The 17,342-nt window shown below is 69.1% G+C and carries 16 protein-coding genes; 11 read left to right on the top strand and 5 right to left on the bottom strand.

Annotation, left to right across the window (positions count from 1 at the left end; genetic code table 11):
• The first annotated feature begins 4 nt into the window (after positions 1-4).
• From rpoZ to metK, 3 genes are all read left to right on the top strand, one after another.
• The gene (gene rpoZ / locus AC5Y4N_RS16140) at positions 5-316 is read left to right on the top strand and encodes a DNA-directed RNA polymerase subunit omega (RefSeq protein ID WP_499911831.1); all 312 of its coding nucleotides are present in this window, start codon (positions 5-7) and stop codon (positions 314-316) included.
• A gap of 11 nt (positions 317-327) precedes the next feature.
• A complete protein-coding gene (coaBC, locus tag AC5Y4N_RS16145) occupies positions 328-1,578 on the top strand; it encodes a bifunctional phosphopantothenoylcysteine decarboxylase/phosphopantothenate--cysteine ligase CoaBC (protein WP_499911833.1) in 1,251 nt (416 codons plus the stop codon).
• A 114-nt stretch (positions 1,579-1,692) separates the two neighbouring features.
• A complete protein-coding gene (metK, locus tag AC5Y4N_RS16150) occupies positions 1,693-2,904 on the top strand; it encodes a methionine adenosyltransferase (RefSeq protein ID WP_499911835.1) in 1,212 nt (403 codons plus the stop codon).
• A gap of 67 nt (positions 2,905-2,971) precedes the next feature.
• Here the strand turns inward: metK and AC5Y4N_RS16155 are convergent, their stop codons facing one another.
• The gene (locus AC5Y4N_RS16155) at positions 2,972-4,492 is read right to left on the bottom strand and encodes a flavin-containing monooxygenase (RefSeq protein WP_499911837.1); all 1,521 of its coding nucleotides are present in this window, start codon (positions 4,490-4,492) and stop codon (positions 2,972-2,974) included.
• A gap of 48 nt (positions 4,493-4,540) precedes the next feature.
• On the opposite strand from AC5Y4N_RS16155, the gene AC5Y4N_RS16160 reads away from it, so the two are divergent.
• The 8 genes from AC5Y4N_RS16160 to ribD all read left to right on the top strand — a co-directional run bounded on the left by AC5Y4N_RS16160 (position 4,541) and on the right by ribD (position 13,824).
• Positions 4,541-5,305 carry a lysoplasmalogenase gene (locus tag AC5Y4N_RS16160; protein WP_499911839.1) on the top strand — a complete coding sequence of 255 codons (765 nt, stop codon included), beginning with the start codon at positions 4,541-4,543 and terminating at the stop codon, positions 5,303-5,305.
• Positions 5,306-5,441: 136 nt separating this feature from the next.
• A complete protein-coding gene (locus AC5Y4N_RS16165) occupies positions 5,442-7,388 on the top strand; it encodes a primosomal protein N' (RefSeq protein WP_499911992.1) in 1,947 nt (648 codons plus the stop codon).
• Between the two features lie 23 nt (positions 7,389-7,411).
• Positions 7,412-9,250: a DUF2207 domain-containing protein gene (locus tag AC5Y4N_RS16170; RefSeq protein WP_499911842.1), complete on the top strand. Its 1,839-nt coding sequence runs from the start codon at positions 7,412-7,414 to the stop codon at positions 9,248-9,250.
• Entirely contained in the window at positions 9,244-9,780 is a 537-nt protein-coding gene (locus AC5Y4N_RS16175; protein ID WP_499911994.1) for a LemA family protein, read from the top strand. Before AC5Y4N_RS16170 ends, AC5Y4N_RS16175 begins: the two co-directional genes overlap by 7 nt.
• 31 nt (positions 9,781-9,811) lie before the next feature.
• Positions 9,812-10,741 (top strand): methionyl-tRNA formyltransferase, encoded by a 930-nt coding sequence (gene fmt, locus AC5Y4N_RS16180; RefSeq protein ID WP_499911844.1) that lies wholly within the window; start codon positions 9,812-9,814, stop codon positions 10,739-10,741.
• Positions 10,738-12,141: an RsmB/NOP family class I SAM-dependent RNA methyltransferase gene (locus tag AC5Y4N_RS16185; protein WP_499911847.1), complete on the top strand. Its 1,404-nt coding sequence runs from the start codon at positions 10,738-10,740 to the stop codon at positions 12,139-12,141. Before fmt ends, AC5Y4N_RS16185 begins: the two co-directional genes overlap by 4 nt.
• Positions 12,142-12,145: 4 nt before the next feature.
• Positions 12,146-12,823: a ribulose-phosphate 3-epimerase gene (gene rpe / locus AC5Y4N_RS16190; protein ID WP_499911849.1), complete on the top strand. Its 678-nt coding sequence runs from the start codon at positions 12,146-12,148 to the stop codon at positions 12,821-12,823.
• Between the two features lie 17 nt (positions 12,824-12,840).
• A complete protein-coding gene (ribD, locus tag AC5Y4N_RS16195; RefSeq protein WP_499911996.1) occupies positions 12,841-13,824 on the top strand; it encodes a bifunctional diaminohydroxyphosphoribosylaminopyrimidine deaminase/5-amino-6-(5-phosphoribosylamino)uracil reductase RibD in 984 nt (327 codons plus the stop codon).
• A gap of 6 nt (positions 13,825-13,830) precedes the next feature.
• On the opposite strand, the gene AC5Y4N_RS16200 is transcribed toward ribD, so the two are convergent.
• From AC5Y4N_RS16200 to mddA, 4 genes are all read right to left on the bottom strand, one after another.
• The gene (locus AC5Y4N_RS16200) at positions 13,831-14,820 is read right to left on the bottom strand and encodes an ABC transporter ATP-binding protein (protein ID WP_499911851.1); all 990 of its coding nucleotides are present in this window, start codon (positions 14,818-14,820) and stop codon (positions 13,831-13,833) included.
• A gap of 3 nt (positions 14,821-14,823) precedes the next feature.
• The gene (locus AC5Y4N_RS16205; RefSeq protein WP_499911853.1) at positions 14,824-15,873 is read right to left on the bottom strand and encodes an ABC transporter permease; all 1,050 of its coding nucleotides are present in this window, start codon (positions 15,871-15,873) and stop codon (positions 14,824-14,826) included.
• A 52-nt stretch (positions 15,874-15,925) separates the two neighbouring features.
• Positions 15,926-16,474 (bottom strand): type 1 glutamine amidotransferase domain-containing protein, encoded by a 549-nt coding sequence (locus tag AC5Y4N_RS16210; protein ID WP_499911855.1) that lies wholly within the window; start codon positions 16,472-16,474, stop codon positions 15,926-15,928.
• Positions 16,475-16,554: 80 nt separating this feature from the next.
• A complete protein-coding gene (gene mddA / locus AC5Y4N_RS16215; RefSeq protein ID WP_499911857.1) occupies positions 16,555-17,331 on the bottom strand; it encodes a methanethiol S-methyltransferase in 777 nt (258 codons plus the stop codon).
• Positions 17,332-17,342: the final 11 nt, after the last annotated feature.

The raw sequence follows: 17,342 nt of genomic DNA on the forward strand, positions 1-17,342 counted from the left end.
TTTCGTGACCATTTCGCACAACTCGACGCTGGCCGGGGTGCCTGACCGCGTGGTGGAGACCAGCGCCTACGACCCGCCGGAGGGCCTCACCAACCCGCCCATCGACGAGTTGCTGGAGCGAGTGTCGAGCAAGTACGCGCTGGTGATCTACGCCGCCAAGCGCGCCCGCCAGATCAACGACTACTACAACCAGCTCGGCGAAGGCATCCTCGAGTATGTCGGGCCGCTCGTCGAGCCCGGCCTACACGAAAAGCCGCTGTCGATCGCGCTGCGCGAGATCCACGCCGACTTGCTCGAGCACACCGAGGGCGAGTAGCGGAACAGCTAGTGGACCGCAAGCGGATCATCGTCGGCGTCTCCGGAGGGATCGCCGCCTACAAGGCCTGTTCGGTGGTCCGCCAACTCGCCGAAGCCGGTCACCGCGTACGCGTCATCCCCACCGAGTCCGCGTTGCGGTTCGTCGGAGCCGCCACGTTCGAGGCGCTCTCCGGTGAACCAGTGCACACCGACGTCTGGCACGCCGTCCCCGAGGTTCCGCACGTCCAGATCGGCAAGCAGGCCGACCTCGTGGTGGTCGCGCCGGCCACCGCCGACCTGCTCGCTCGCGCGGTGCACGGGCGTGCTGACGACCTGCTGACCGCGACGCTGCTGACAGCCCGGTGTCCGGTGCTGTTCGCGCCTGCGATGCACACCGAGATGTGGCAGCATCCGGCCACCGTCGAGAACGTCGCCACGCTTCGGCGGCGCGGGGCCGTCGTGCTCGAACCGGCGTCCGGCCGGCTCACTGGCGCCGACACCGGCGCAGGCCGGCTTCCCGAGCCGGAGGAGATCACCACGTTCGCCGAGCTACTGCTGGCCCGCGGCGATGCGATGCCCTACGACATGGCCGGCTGCAAGGTCCTGGTGACGGCCGGCGGCACCCGCGAGCCGATCGACCCCGTGCGGTTCATCGGCAACCGCAGTTCCGGCAAGCAGGGCTATGCGCTGGCCCGCGTCGCGGCCCAACGAGGCGCCGACGTCACGCTGATCGCCGCGCACACCGCAGGGCTGGCCGATCCGGCCGGGGTGCATGTCGTGCACGTCAGCTCCGCCCAGCAACTGGCCGACGCGGTGTCCAAACACGCCCCGGACGCACACGTGCTGGCGATGGCCGCGGCCGTCGCCGACTTCCGTCCCGCCAGCCCTGCAACCAGCAAGATCAAAAAGGGCCCGGACGCCAGCGCCGACGCCCCGACGATCGATCTGGTCCGCAATGACGACGTGCTCGCGGGAGCGGTCCGCGCCCGCGCCGACGGTCTTTTGCCGAACATGCGCGCGATCGTCGGCTTCGCCGCCGAAACCGGCGACGCCAACGGCACGGTCCTCGACCATGCGCGGGCCAAGCTGCGCCGCAAGGGCTGTGACCTGCTGGTGGTCAACGCCGTCGGCGAAGGCCGGGCGTTCGAGGTGGACAGCAACGACGGCTGGCTGCTGGCCGCCGACGGCACCGAATCCGCACTCGAGCACGGCAGCAAGACGTTGATGGCCAGCCGTATCGTGGACGCGATCGTGACGTTCCTGCACGGCCGCTCCTGTTAGGCGCGTCTCCGGACTTGCGCGGCCCCGCCGCTGCACGCTTAGGTGCACATGGCTCGGCAGCGTCGCCCAGATATATTGATGAACTAAGTTTCAAGCGTCGGAAAGGACATCACCGTGAGCCAATCAGGCCGGCTGTTCACCAGTGAGTCGGTGACCGAAGGTCATCCCGACAAGATCTGCGACGCGATCAGCGACTCGGTGCTCGACGCGCTGCTGGAGCAGGACCCGCGCTCGCGGGTGGCGGTGGAAGCTCTGGTGACGACGGGCCAGGTGCACGTCGTCGGCGAGGTCACGACGGCGGCCAAGGAGGCGTTCGCAGACATCACCGACACGGTTCGCAACCGCATTCTGGAGATCGGCTACGACTCGTCGGACAAGGGCTTCGACGGCGCCTCATGCGGCGTCAACATCGGGATCGGCAAGCAGTCCCCGGACATCGCGCAGGGCGTGGACACCGCGCATGAGGCGCGCGTCGAGGGCGCGGGAGACCCGCTGGACGCGCAGGGCGCCGGCGACCAGGGCCTGATGTTCGGGTACGCGATCAACCACACGCCGGAGTTGATGCCGCTGCCGATCGCACTTGCCCACCGGCTGGCCCGCCGGCTCACCGAGGTGCGCAAGGGCGGCGTGCTGCCCTACCTGCGCCCGGACGGCAAGACCCAGGTCACCATCGAGTACGAGGGCAACCGGGCGGTGCGCCTGGACACCGTGGTGATCTCCACCCAGCACGCCCCGGACATCGACCTCGACAGCACGCTGGCCCCGGAGATCCGCGAGAAGGTGCTCAACACCGTGCTCGACGACCTCGGCCAAGAGACGCTGGACACCTCGTCGGTGCGGCTGCTGGTGAACCCGACCGGCAAGTTCGTGCTCGGCGGCCCGATGGGTGACGCGGGGCTGACCGGCCGCAAGATCATCGTCGACACCTACGGCGGATGGGCCCGCCACGGCGGCGGCGCGTTCTCGGGCAAGGATCCGTCCAAAGTGGACCGGTCAGCCGCGTACGCGATGCGCTGGGTAGCAAAGAACGTGGTCGCAGCCGGTCTGGCGGACAGGGTCGAGGTGCAGGTTGCCTACGCGATCGGCAAGGCCGCACCGGTCGGGCTGTTCGTCGAGACCTTCAACACCGAAACCGTCGACACCGCCAAAATCGAGAAGGCCATTCTCGAGGTGTTCGACCTGCGGCCGGGCGCCATCATCCGCGACCTGGATCTGCTGCGGCCGATCTACGCGCAGACCGCGGCCTACGGCCACTTCGGCCGGACCGACATCGAGCTGCCCTGGGAGCAGCTGAACAAGGTCGACGACCTGAAGTCCGCGATCTAACTCTTCCGCCGAGCAGACGCCAAATCGCACAAAGCGGCATCTGGTAGTGCGATTACGCGTCTGCTCGCTAGGTGGTGACGTCGGGCACCCGGCTGAAACGCTGAGGGGTGAACGCGTAGTCCGACAGGGGGAAGCGGCGGCTACGCCAGATGGTGCCGAGCGTGGTGGCCCGGCGCAGCGGCACGTCACCGTGGCTGTCGAAGTAGTAGCTGTTGGCCAGCGTGCAGCTGTCCTGCCAGAAGATCTGCGTGTGGCGTTTGCGCATGCACTCCGCGAAGTACCGCGCATTGGCTTCTTCGGTCACTTCCACTCGCGAGGCACCCTGTCGCCGAGCGTGTTTCAGACACCGCACGATGTGATGGGTCTGCGTCTCGATGTAAGCGAAGAACGACGCTCCGTTGAAGCCGTACGGTCCGGCGACCGTGAAGAAATTGGGGAAGCCCGGCAGGCTGACGCCTTCATAGGCCTGGAGCCGGTTCTCCGTCCAGAACTGGCTCATCGACAACCCGTTGCGCCCGACGATGTCGTAGGTGAGGCTGTCGACGTCCATCACCTTGAACCCGGTCGCCAGGATCAGCACGTCGGCTTCCCGCAGGTCGCCTTCGACCGTGGCCACGCCCGTCGGCGTGATCTTGTCGATCGGATCGGTGACCAACTCCACGTTGTCGCGGTTGTACGTCGACAGGTAGGTGTTGTGGAAGCCGGGCCGCTTACAGCCGACCGCGTACCGCGGTGTCAGCTTGTCCCGCACCACGGGGTCACGAACTTCCTTGCGCAAGAAGGCTTTTCCGGCTGCCTCCGCTCGCTTGGCGAGCGGGAACACCGTGAAGTACTGCGCCGACAACGGAAAAGTCAACTCCACGTAGACCTGGCTCAGCAGTCGCTGCACGGCCATGCCGCCGGGCAGGCGCATCGCGGCGCGGGCTGCCTTGGGCAGCGGCACGTCGAGCTTCGGGAAACACCAGATCGGGGTGCGCTGGTACACGGTCAGATGCTCGACGACCGGCGCGATCTCCGGAATGACCTGCACTGCTGACGCGCCCGTGCCGATGATCGCGACGCGCTTACCGGTCAAGTCCTGGCTGTGGTCCCAGCGCGCGGTGTGGATCGTGATGCCGTCGAAGCTGTCCACTCCCGCGATGTCGGGGAGCTTCGGCGTGGTCAGCACGCCCGCGGCGTTGACCAGAAAACGTGCGGTGAGCTGTTCTCCTGAGCCCAGATCCAGCCGCCATAGGTTGCACGCGTCGTCGAACGCAGCGCGCACCACCTTGGTGTTGAACCGGATCTTGGGGCGGATGCCGTACTTGTCCGCGCAGCGTTCGGCGTAGGCCTGTAGCTCGTGCCCGTGCGCGTAGGTGCGGCTCCAATCCGGTGTCTGCTCGAACGAGAACTGGTAGGAGAACGACGGGATGTCAACGGCCACACCGGGATACGTGTTCCAATACCATGTCCCGCCCGGTGCGTCGCCGGCTTCGACGATCACATAGTCACCCAGCGCCGCCTCGTCGAGTTTGACGGCGGCGCCGATGCCGGAGAAACCTGCGCCGACGATCGCGGTGTGATAGTCCGGTGCCGCTGCAGTGGGCATGGCTCCACTTAAGCAGACTTGACTGAGCGGTCGAGTAGCTTCTGCAGGATGGCCGACGACGTCACACCGCCGCGCATGCTGGCCGGAGCATGGGTGGCCGCCGGCTGGGCCGGCGTGGCCTACGGGGTGTTCCTGACGCTGATCGCATTGCGCTCGGCGCCTGGCGAGCCGCTCACGGGCATTTTCGCCGGACAGCCCGTGGCCAAGGCTTTGATGGCGGTGCTGCTGGCGCTGGCCGCGGTCGCGCATCCGATCGTGCGGGAGCGGCGCTGGTTGATGCCGGCACTGGTGTTGTCGGCGGTCGGTGACTTCTTGCTCGCGATGCCCGAGTGGGCGCCGTCGTTCGTCGGCGGCCTCGCGGCGTTCCTGCTGGCGCATCTGTGCTACCTGGGCGCGCTGGCGCCGCTGGCAGTGATCACCCGCAGGCGGCTGCTCGCAGTCGTCGTCATGATCGGGTTGTGCACAGCGCTGCTGGTGTGGTTCTGGCCGATGCTGGGTCAGCAGCGGCTGACGTTGCCGGTGACCGTCTACATCGCGGTGCTCTGTGCAATGGTGTGCGCTGCGCTGCTGGCCCGGCTGCCGACGCCGTGGACGGCGCTGGGCGCGGTCTGTTTCGCGGTGTCCGACGCGATGATCGGCATCGACCGGTTCGTCTTGCAGTCCGACGTGCTGGCGGTGCCGATCTGGTGGGCGTACGCGATGTCGCAGCTGCTGATCACCGCGGGCTTGTTCTTCGGCCGATCTGTCGGTGCGTCCCCTTACCGTGAGGCTCAACCGGACGAATCCGACCAACACGTCGAGGAGACCTCATGACGAGCATGGACACGTCGCTGACCCACCGTTGCGATCACGCCGACCCGCGCCGGGCCAAGGGCTGCGCATAGCGAGCCGAAAAGTGGCCGGCGATCGCCGGGCCGCCGTTCACGAACCGATCGCGCGGGTGCTGCCGATGCTGTCGGTGCCGCACCTGGATCGCGAATTCGACTACCTGGTGGCCGCCGAGCAGTCCGACGACGCTCAGCCCGGGGTACGGGCCAGGGTGCGCTTCCACGGCAGGCTGGTCGACGCGTTCGTGCTGGAACGGCGGTCCGACACCGACCATGTCGGCGAGCTCGGCTGGCTGGACTCGGTCGTGTCGCCCGAGCCGGTGCTGACGCCGGAGGTGCGCCGGCTCGCCGACGCGGTCGCGGCCCGCTATGCCGGCACTCGCGCCGACGTGCTGCGGCTGGCGGTGCCGCCGCGGCATGCGCGCGTCGAGCGGGAAGCGCGGCAGCCGCGCATCCCGGTCCCGCGCGAGCCGGTCGACGTCGCGAGCTGGGCCGCCTACCAGCGCGGCGAGCGGTTTCTCGCAGCGTTGGAGGAGGGTCGCGCCGCCCGTGCGGTGTGGCAGGCGCTGCCCGGCGAACAGTGGGCCGCGCGGCTGGCGGAGGCCGCGGCCGTGGTGGCCGCCGTCGGGCGCGGCGTGCTGGTCGTGCTGCCCGACCAGCGCGACGTGGACGTCGTGTGGGCGCACACGGTCCGGCTGCTCGACGCCGGCTCGGTGGTCGCGTTGTCGGCGGGACTGGGCCCCGCCGAGCGGTACCGCCGCTGGCTGGCTGTTCTGCGCGGTGCCGCCCGCGTGGTGATCGGCACCCGAAGCGCCGTGTTCGCCCCGGTGACCGACCTCGGTTTGGTGGTCGTCTGGGACGACGGCGACGACACGCTGGCCGAACCGCGGGCACCGTATCCGCATGCCCGGGAAGTCGCGATGCTGCGCGCACATCAGCTGCGCTGCGCAGCGCTGATCGGCGGCTACGCCCGCACGGCCGAGGCCCAGGCCCTGGTCTGCAGCGGCTGGGCGCACGATCTGGTGGCCGCCCGGCCGGTCGTGCGCTCCCAGGCACCGAGGGTGGTCGCGCTCGACGACAGCGGTTACGCGGACGCCCGCGACCCGGCCGCGCGCACCGCGCGGCTGCCGTCGATCGCCCTGCGGGCTGCGCGCACGGCGCTGGAAGCCGGCGCGCCGGTGCTGGTTCAGGTGCCGCGGCGCGGGTACGTGCCTGCGCTGGCCTGCTCGCGGTGCCGGACCATCGCCCGCTGCCGGCACTGCACCGGCCCGCTGTCGCTTCCGGGCGCCGACGCCGCGGGCGCGGTGTGCCGCTGGTGCGGCCGGATCGACACGACGCTCAAATGCGTGCGCTGCGGCGCCGGCGCGGTGCGCGCGGTGGTCGTGGGCGCTCGGCGCACCGCCGAAGAGCTGGGGCGCGCGTTTCCGGGCACGCCGGTGGTCACTTCGGGCGGCGACAGCATGGTCCGGGAGGTCGACGGACGCCCCGCACTCGTCGTCGCGACTCCGGGTGCCGAGCCCCTGGCCCGCGGCGGATATGGCGCGGCGCTGTTGCTGGACAGCTGGGCGCTGCTGGGCCGGCAAGATCTGCGGGCCGCCGAGGACGCTTTGCGACGCTGGCTGGCGGCGGCGGCTCTGGTCCGCAGCCGCGGCGACGGCGGGGTGGTCGCGGTGGTGGCCGATTCGGCGATCCCGACCGTGCAGGCGCTCGTCAGGTGGGACCCGGTCGGCCACGCAGACGCCGAGTTGCGGGCCCGCTCCGAAGTGGGTTTGCCCCCGAGTGTGCACATCGCGGCACTCGACGGGTCGCCGCAGGGCGTCGCCGCGCTGCTCGACCAAGCCCAATTGCCGTCGGGCGCAGAGTTGCTCGGGCCGGTCGAGCTACCGGTGGGCGCACGCCGGCCCGCGAGCGTGACAGACGGCGACACCGTCACGCGGATGCTGGTCCGGGTGAGCCGTGACGACGGCTTGGCGCTGGCCGCGGCGCTTCGCCGCGCGGTCGCGGTGACCTCGGCCCGCCATGACCACGAGCCGGTTCGCGTCCAGATCGATCCGCTACACATAGGGTGAGGTCCGGACGCAGGCTGCAAGCGATGGAAGGGGCGCCGATGGGCTGGGGCCGCCGCGTCGCTGCGCTGGGAATTTCGTTGGTGCTCATTGCCATCGGATTGTTCTGGCCAGTGGTGTTCACGGGACTGTCGCAAGGCGCGAATACACTCGATCCGGTCTGGTTTTCCCATTACCAGGCCCGCTACGTCGTCACGGCCGACGGTCGTGTCGAGGTCGCCGAGACCATCAACGCCCAGTTCCCGGGCGGCAAGCACGGCTTCTTCGAGTTCTGGGACGTCGCCGCCCCGCATGATCCGCACGTGCGGATGATCCCGACCGTGACGGAGGTGACCGTCGACGGCCAGCCAGCGCCGTACGAGCTGCTGTGGGACAGCAGCCGCCGGTTCCTCACCGCGAAGATCGGCGACCCCAGCCGGTACCTGTCCACGGGCGCCCACGAGTTCGTCATCCGCTCCGTCGTCCCGAACGGTCTCGCGCCGTCCCGTGTCGGAGACCACCTCGAATTCGCGTCATCGACGCGTGCAACTAGCGAAACTTCCGATGCGCCTTCGGTTTTCTATTGGTTCCTGGTGAAGAGCTGGAACAATTCGATCCGCCGTGCCGATGTGTCGGTGACGCTGCCGTCCGCGGTGACAGGCGTCCAGTGCTCGGTGGGCTTCGGCAGGGGCGATCCTTGCCCCGCCCCGGTTCGCGGGGGGAACCGCATCGACATGACGATGTACAACATGGCGCCGCACACGCCGGTCACCGTGCGCGCCGGCGTCGACATCGCCACCCCGCCGCGTGACGAACTGCCGTGGTCGTGGCGCTTCGACCGGATGCTGGGGCGGTCGGTCACCAAGGTGCTGGTGATCCTCGGGCTCTCGGTTGCCGCCGGGGCGCTCGGGTATGCCTGGTGGCGCACCACGGTCGAGCGCAAGCCCGGCTTTCCACTGCAGTACGCACCCCCGCCCGGCCTCGGGCCGGTGCAGTGTGAATACATCCGCACCGAAGCGGTGCCGCGCAATGGGCTGACCGCCACGCTGTTCTATCTGGCCGAGCGTGGTCTGGTGTCACTGACCCAGCGCGGCGACAGGCACTGGACGGTCCGCGGCCTCGCCGCAAAAAGCGCATGGGCGTCGATCGATCCGGTCAGCCGCGCGGTCGGGCAAGCGCTGAAGATCGACGACGTGGGCGAGGAGTTCGAAGCCAAGAAGACCGTGACGTCCGGAAAGCGGTTGTCGGCGGCCAAGACTGACATGACCGAAGCCGTCAAGAAGTGGGCCAAGAGCGAAAACCTGATCGTCGCCAAGAAATCGGAGCAGTGGGTGCGCTTCGCCAACCTGCTCTCCGCCGTCGTCGCGGCGTGCGGGTTCATCACCTGGGGCTTCACCATCACGCTGTGGGGACTGCCGTTCGCGGTGTTCTTTCTGGCCACCGCCCGGTCCTGGGCCGACGGCGTCGGCACTCGACGCACCGCCGCCGGCCGCGAATTGTGGTCTCGGGTCGGCGGATTCCACCGGGTGCTGACCACCGACTCCGCGGAGGCGCGCTTCGACTTCGGCGCGCGCCGAGACCTGTACAGCGCCTATGTCCCGTTCGCGGTGGCGGCCGGCGCGGCGGCGCTGTGGGCGAAGAAGTATGAAGCGGCCACGGGATCGCCTGCGCCGCAACCGGATTGGTATCACAGCAGCACGCCGTGGGTGTACGGCGCGGTCGGTAGCTCCAGCGGCCCGGATTTCGACAGCTTCGAGTCGACATTGTCATCGTCGATCGGCGCGTACTCCGCGTCGCAGTCGTCGTCGTCTTCGTCGAGCAGCAGTGGCGGTTTCAGTGGCGGCGGCGGCTTCGGCGGTGGTGGAGGAGGAGGCGGTTCCTGGTGACCTGGTTGCTGATCCTGCTGGTGGTGCTCGCCGTCGCGGTGCTGATCGTGTTCGTGGTCGGCTACAACAAGGTTCGCGGCGCCGACGTCCGGGTCGAGGAGGCCCTCGGTGGCATCGACGTTCAATTGACCCGCCGGGCGTCGCTGATACCGAGCCTGGTGCACACCGTGCAATCGTTCGCGGCCCACGAGCGCGCGATCCTGGACAACGTGACCGCCGCACAGGCGGCGCTGACCAGCGCCACCACCGGCAAGTCGGTGGCACAGCGCAGCGCAGCCGAGCAGCAGCTGGATTCCGCGGTCGGCCAGGTGCTCGCGCTGGGTCAGCTGTACCCGAACCTCAGCTCGTCGGCGAATTTCCTTGATTTGCAACGGAATCTGGCCGACACAGAAGACAAGCTGGCCTTCGCCCGTCAGTACTACAACGACGCGGTCGCCACCAACAACAGGCTGGTGACCACGATCCCGTGGATGTTCGTCGCGGGCGTGGCCGGGGTGCGCGAACGCGAGTACTACCAGGTGCCGCGATGAGCCGCTTGCGCGAAGAGAAGGGTTCACGGTAGTGCGACTGGTCTTCGCCGGCACCCCGGAAGCCGCCTTGCCCTCGCTGCGGCGGCTGATCGCGTCGCCGCGCCACGACGTGGTCGCAGTACTGACCCGGCCCGACGCGGTCTCCGGCCGGCGCGGCAAGCCCACACCATCGCCGGTGGCCCGGCTGGCCCGCGAACAGGGCATCCCGGTGCTCACGCCGCGGCGCCCGAACTCCGACGAATTCGTCGAAGAGCTGGCCGCATTGGCGCCCGACTGCTGCCCGGTGGTGGCGTACGGTGCGCTGCTCGGCGACGCGCTGCTGGCGATCCCCCCGCACGGCTGGGTGAATCTGCATTTCTCGCTGCTGCCGGCGTGGCGGGGTGCAGCGCCCGTGCAGGCCGCGATCGCCGCCGGCGACACCGTGACCGGTGCGACGACGTTCCGCATCGTGCGCGAGCTGGACAGCGGGCCGGTGTACGGCGTGGTCACCGAAGCCATCAAGCCTCATGACACCGCAGGCGAACTGCTGCAACGCCTTTCGGTATCCGGAGCGGCGCTGTTGGAGTCGACGCTGGACGGCATCGCCGACGGCACGCTGGTCGCCGTGCCGCAACCTTCGGACGGGGTCAGCATCGCCCCCAAGGTGACCGTCGACGACGCACGCATTCGTTGGGAGCTGCCCGCACCGGCCGTCGAGCGCAAAATCCGCGCGGTCACGCCGAATCCGGGCGCGTGGACCGTCGTCGCGGACATCCGGCTGAAGATCGGCCCGGTGACCGTGGACGAGCAGGCCGATCCGCTGCCACCGGGACAGCTGCAGGTGAGCCGCCATGGTGTGCGCGTCGGCACCGGCTCAGTGCCGGTCCTGCTCGGCCAGGTGCAGCCGCCCGGCAAGAAGCCGATGCCCGCGGCCGACTGGGCCCGCGGCGCACGTCTGCCCGACTCGGCGCGCGCATCGTGACCGGGCCGCGCCGTAAACCGCCGCCGCGCCGGGGCCGCACGTCGACGCCGCGCCGCAAACCGCTGGATCCGGCTCGCCGCGCCGCATTCGACGTGCTGCGAGCAGTGTCCGAGCGGGACGCGTACGCGAACCTCGCGCTGCCGGCGCTTCTGAACGAACGCGGCATCACCGGCCGCGACGCCGCTTTCGCCACCGAGCTGGCCTACGGCGCGTGCCGCATGCGGGGTCTGCTGGACGCGGTCATCGCCACGGCCGCCGACCGGCCGCCCGAGCGCATCGACCCCGTCCTGCTCGACCTGCTGCGGCTGGGCGTGTACCAACTACTGCACACGCGCGTCGACACCCACGCCGCGGTGTCCACCACCGTCGAGCAGGCCGGCATCGAGTTCGATTCTGCCAGAGCGGGTTTCGTCAACGCGGTGCTCCGCGCCATCGCCGCCAAGGACGAGCAGACATGGGTGGCCGAACTGGCCCCGGACGCCACCACCGACCCGGTCGGGCACATTGCGTTCGTGCACGCTCACCCGCGCTGGATCGCTCAGGCCTTCGCCGACGCGTTGGGCCGCGACGCCGCCGAACTCGGCGCACTGCTGGCCAGCGACAACGCCCGACCGGCGGTGCACCTGGCAGCCCGCCCCGGTGTCATCACTGCCGCCGGGCTCGCGGACGCGGTAGGCGGCACGGTCGGCCGCTACTCGCCGTACGCGGTGTACCTGAGCGGCGGGGATCCCGGTCGGCTGAGGCCGGTGCGCGACGGCCAGGCGCTGGTGCAGGACGAAGGCAGCCAGCTGGTGGCCCGGGCACTTGCGCTCGCGGAGCTCGACGGCGACGACGGCGGGCGCTGGCTGGATTTGTGCGCGGGACCCGGCGGCAAGACCGCGCTGCTGGCGGCTCTGGGCGCGTCATCCGGTGCCCGGGTCACTGCGGTGGAACCCGCGCCGCGCCGGGCCGATCTGGTCGAACAGAACACTCGCGGCCTCGACGTCGAAGTTCTACGTGTCGACGGCCGAAACCCCGGATTGGCAACGGGTTTCGACCGCGTGCTCGTCGACGCGCCGTGCACCGGGCTGGGAGCATTGCGCCGGCGGCCGGAAGCCCGGTGGCGACGAGGCCCGGGAGACGTGCCGCAGCTGGCCAAGCTGCAGCGCGAACTGTTGGCCTCGGCGATCGAGCTGACCCGCCCCGGCGGCGTGGTGGTCTACGCCACCTGCTCGCCGCACCTGGCCGAGACCGTCGGCGTCGTCGCCCACGCGCTCCGCCGCCACCCGGTGACGGCGCTGGACAGCCGACCGTTGTTCGCGCCGGCCGACCGGCTGGGCGACGGGCCACATGTACAGCTGTGGCCACACCGGCACGGCACCGACGCGATGTTCGCCGCTGCACTGCGCAAATTAGGCTGAGGCCATGGCCGCACCGCTGATCGCGCCGTCGATCCTCGCCGCCGACTTTGCCCGCCTCGCCGACGAGGCCGCGGCTGTCGCCGGCGCCGACTGGCTGCACGTGGACGTGATGGACAACCACTTCGTGCCCAACCTCACCATCGGTCTGCCCGTCGTCGAAAGCCTGCTGGCGGTCACCGACATCCCGATGGACTGCCACCTGATGATCGAGAACCCCGAACGCTGGGCTCCGCCGTACGCCGAGGCCGGCGCCTACAACGTCACCTTCCATGCGGAGGCCACCGACAATCCCGTCGCCGTGGCGCGCGACATCCGCGCCGCCGGGGCGAAGGCCGGACTGTCAGTCAAGCCCGGCACCCCGCTGGAGCCGTACCTGGAAATCCTTCGCGAGTTCGACACGCTGCTGATCATGTCCGTGGAGCCGGGATTCGGTGGCCAGCAGTTCATTCCCGAGGTGCTGGCCAAGGTGGGCACCGCACGCCGGCTCGTCGACTCCGGAGAGCTGACCATCCTGGTCGAAATCGACGGCGGCATCAACGAGGACACGATCGAGGAGGCGGCGCTGGCCGGAGTCGACTGCTTTGTCGCGGGCTCGGCGGTGTACGGCGCCGACGATCCCGCCGCCGCTGTGGAAGCGTTACGCCGCCAGGCTGCCAACGCGTCACAGCACCTGAAACTGTGACCGCTTACGACGACGCGATGCGGTTGGCGATCGAGCACGCCGCGTCGGTGAAGGGTGCGACGTACCCGAATCCGCCTGTCGGGGCGGTGATCCTGGACGCCGGCGGCGAGGTCGTCGGCGTCGGCGGAACCGAGCCCACCGGCGGCCCGCACGCTGAGGTGGTGGCGCTGCGCAGGGCCGGCCAGCTCGCGAAGGGTGGCACCGCCGTGGTGACGCTCGAGCCGTGCAATCACCACGGTCGCACGCCGCCGTGTGTGGATGCGCTTGTGACCGCGGGCATTTCGACGGTGGTGTATGCGGTGGCCGACCCGAACCCGCAGGCGGCCGGGGGAGGGGCGCGGCTGCGCGACAGCGGTGTCGAAGTGGTCGGCGGGGTTCTCGCCGACGACGTCGCGCGCGGCACGCTGCGGGAGTGGCTGCACAAGCAGCGCTGTGGATCACCGCATGTCACATGGAAATTCGCGGGCAGTGTCGACGGGCGCAGTGCGGCCGCCGACGGAACCAGCCAGTGGATCACCAGTGAGGCGGCGCGAGCCGACGTGCATCGCCGTCGCGCGGTGGCCGACGCGATCGTGGTGGGGACCGGCACGGTGATCGCCGACGACCCGGCGCTCACGGCCAGGCTGCCCGATGGCAGCCTGGCATCCCGCCAGCCGCTGCGCGTCGTGGTAGGTGAACGCGAAATATCCCCCGAGGCAAGGGTTCTCAATGACGACTCGCGGACGATGCTGATCCGCACGCGTGACCCTGGTGAAGTGATCAAGGCGCTGGCGGACCGCACCGACGTGATCCTGGAAGGCGGTCCGACGCTGGCCGGGGCGTTCCTGCGGGCCGGACTGGTCGACCGAATCCTTGCCTACGTAGCGCCCATCCTGCTGGGCGGGCCGGTCACCGTGGTCGACGACGTGGGAGTGGCGACCATCGGCAAGGCGCTGCGGTGGAAGTACGACGGCGTCGAACGCATCGGCCCTGATCTGCTGCTGAGTCTGGTGCCCGGGTAACGCCAGCTAATCGCCGAGCTCCTTGTGCTCGATGATGTCGCGAAAACCGGTGGAGCCCAGGCGTTCCCGGAACTGCTGCACCGTGTAGCCGATGACCGCGGCGTCACTGCGGGCGCGGACCGTCGCCGAGCGGGGCAGCCCGAACAGCGGGCCCATCTCGCCGAAGTAGTCGCCCGGCCCGGCGACCTTCAGCACTTCCTCACCGCCGCTGGCCAATTCGCGGAGGATCTCGACCTCGCCCTCGGACACCACGTAGATGCAGTCGCCCATCGTGCCCTGCTCGAACAGCACGTCGCCCGGCTCCAGCCGCACCGTCTGCGGCGCATGGTCCGAATGGGGCATGTGCGGAACCAGCTCCACCACTTGGTCCGCCAGCGGCAGGATGCGGGTGTCATGGGTGGCCACCACGACGACGCGATCGCCGGACGCCAATTCCCGCAGTAGCCGCAGTACCTCCTCCACCTGGATGAAGTCCAGATGGGCGGTCGGCTCGTCGGCCAGCAGCAGCGGTGGGTCCAACGCGATGGCCCGCGCCACCGCGACCCGCTGCTGCTGGCCGCCGGACATGTCGCCGGGCCGGTGTCGCATCCGCTCGGAGAGCCCGACGCGGGTCAGCAGTTCCCCGGCCCGCTGGCGGGCGGCGTGCCGGGACATGCCGGCCGCGCGCATCGGGACCATCACGTTCTCCAGCGCGGTCAGGCTCGGCACCAGATTGAACGCCTGGAACACGATGCCCACGGTGTTACGCCGGTACTCGGCCAGCCTTCGCCGGTCGATCTTTCTCAAGTCGATGTCGCCGAACTCGATCCGGCCCGCGGCCGGTTTCAGGATGCCGCCGAGGCATGACAGCAGCGTCGTCTTCCCGCAGCCGCTGGGCCCCAGCAGAATCGCCAACGAGCCGGCGCTCACCTCGAGGTTCAGCCCGTCGATCGGGCGCACCGCATATTCGCCGCTGGCGTACTCGACAACCAGGTCCTTGATCCGCAGATCTGCCACGGCTCAGGGCCCCCCGAACGCCAGCGCAGGGTCGACAGTCACGGCGCGCCGCAGTCCCGCAACGCTCGCCAGCAGGCCGATCACCACCGCGATCGCCGGAAGCAGCACGAACGCCGCGATCGGGATGTCCACTCGCATCGGAAACAATGGCCCGAGCAGCACGGACAGCACCCCACCGAGCAGCGCCGCGAGCACCGCGACCACCACCGCCTGCAGTGCCAGCCCCGCGATGATCGACCGCGTCGCCACTCCGACGGCCTTGAACACCGCGAAGTCGCGGATCCGCTCGAGCACCGACACGTAGATCATCGAGCCGACGATCATGGCCGCCACCACCCACAGCAACCCGGCCATCAGCGTCATCGCCCGCCGCGCACCGCTTAGCGGCCGTACCAGATCGTCGATGGCTCCGGCACGGTCGACGAAGCGGTAGCCGTCCGGCGGCCGTATCCCGTTGCCGCGAATGCCGATCGACGAGATCAGCGGCTGTCCGGAGAACAGCAACTGTTGGGCGCCCTGCATTGTCAAGAACACGTTGGCCTGGCCCGCCAGCACCGTCGAGTCGTCGACCAGTCCCACGATTCTCATTGTGCGCGAGCCGATTTCGAGATCCTGGCCCACACCTCGACCCATGGTGGACGACACCGCGATCTCTTCGGCCGTCGTGGGCACCCGGCCGGCCGAGACCGCCGGCATCCCGGGGCCGCCCTGGGGCGCGCCGAACACGTTGACGTTGCGCGGGCTGCGCTCGTCCGCGACGGTCGTGCTGCCATACACCATCGGCACCGCCAGCGTGACGCCCGGAAGTCGTGCCGCACGCTGCAATTCCGCCGGCGGAAACGGCGACGAACCGATGAACGGCCCCGCCGCGCCCGACTTGATCAGGTAGCCGTCGAGCCCCAGGGAGTCGACGGTGCGGGATGCCTCGACCCGAAATCCGTTGGCAAGTCCGGTGAGAACGAGTGTCATCGCGAACACCAATCCGGTTCCCACGATCGCGATGACGAATCGTCGCTTGCGCCATTGCAGGTCGCGCAGCGCCGCCGTCAACACGGCGTCGCACCGCCCATCCCCGGCATGGTGGCGACGTTACCCACCGCCGGTGCTATTGGGAAAACGCCTCCACCAATTTCGAGCAGAACGCAGGCAGGTCATCGGGTTTGCGGCTGGAGATCAGTGTGTTGCCGCGGCGGTCGTCCACCACCACTTCCTCGTCCACCCAGTTGCCGCCGGCGTTGCGGATGTCGGTCTGCAGGCTCGGCCACGACGTGATGGTTCGGCCCCGCACGACGTCCGCCTCGACCAACGTCCACGGGCCGTGGCAGATGACGGCCACCGGCTTGCCCGCGTCGAAGAAGCCTTTGACGAACTCGACCGCGGCAGAATTCATACGCAGGAAATCCGGATTGGCCACTCCGCCCGGTAGCACCAGGCCGGCGTAGTCGTCGACGCTGACGTCAGCGGCGGCCTTGTCGGCGTCGAACGTGTCGGCTTTGTCGAGGTGATTGAACGCCTGCACTTTGCCGACTTCGGTGGACACCAGCTCCGGGGTGCCGCCGGCTTCTTTGACTGCCTTCCACGGCTCCGTGAGCTCCACTTGCTCGACGCCTTCGGGCGCCACCAGAAACGCGACCTTCTTACCGTCAAGACTCATGATCTGCCTCCGTCGTCGAAAGATTTTCCACCGTCGGATACCCATGACGGGTCGCGGCAATCAGCGGCAGATCGAAGCAATCACCCGTGCCGCAGGCCGGGAATGAGCATCGGCACGCGGGTGCGGTAGTCGGCGTACTGCTCGCCGAACGTGCGGACCAGGTCGCGCTCCTCGAACTGGATGGCCACCAGGATGTAGCCGGTGGTGGCGACCGCGAAGATCAGGTGGCCCAGCGTCATCGTCGGAGTCACCCAGAACGCGATCAGGAACCCAAGGTACAGCGGGTGGCGGATCACGCGGTAAAAGGCCGGTGTCACAAAGGAATACGGCTGCGGTTGCCGGTTCTTCAGCCGCATGAACACCTGCCGCAGACCGAACAGGTCGAAGTGGTTGATCAAGAAGGTGCTGGTGAAGGCGATCAGCCAGCCCGACAAACCCGCTGCGATCAAGATGCCCCGCCACGGCTGCGTGGTGACGTCCCACAGCGTCGGGGTCATCGGCCACCAGAACACGATCAGCGCCGCAAGGCACACGCTGGACATCCATACATATGTCGACCGCTCGAGTGAGGGCGGCACGAAGCGGGTGATCCACCGCTTGAAACCGGCGCGCGCCATCCCGCTGTGCTGAACCGCGAACAGCATCAGCAGTCCGGCGTCGACGAGCACCGCCGTCGCGGTGAGGCTGCCGTCGCCGAGTCCTCCACGGTTGATGGTCTTGGGCACAAATCCCGCGTCGGCGACGAACGCGATCGCGTAGACGAACACGACAACGAACAAAACGTATGCCGCGACGCCGTAGGCCAGAGCAAAGATTCCCGCGGTCCGGGAGTGTGATTTTGTCGCAGAGTTGGTCACGTGAGCCTCCT

It is taken from the genome of Mycobacterium sp. NGS19 (assembly GCF_059813155.1).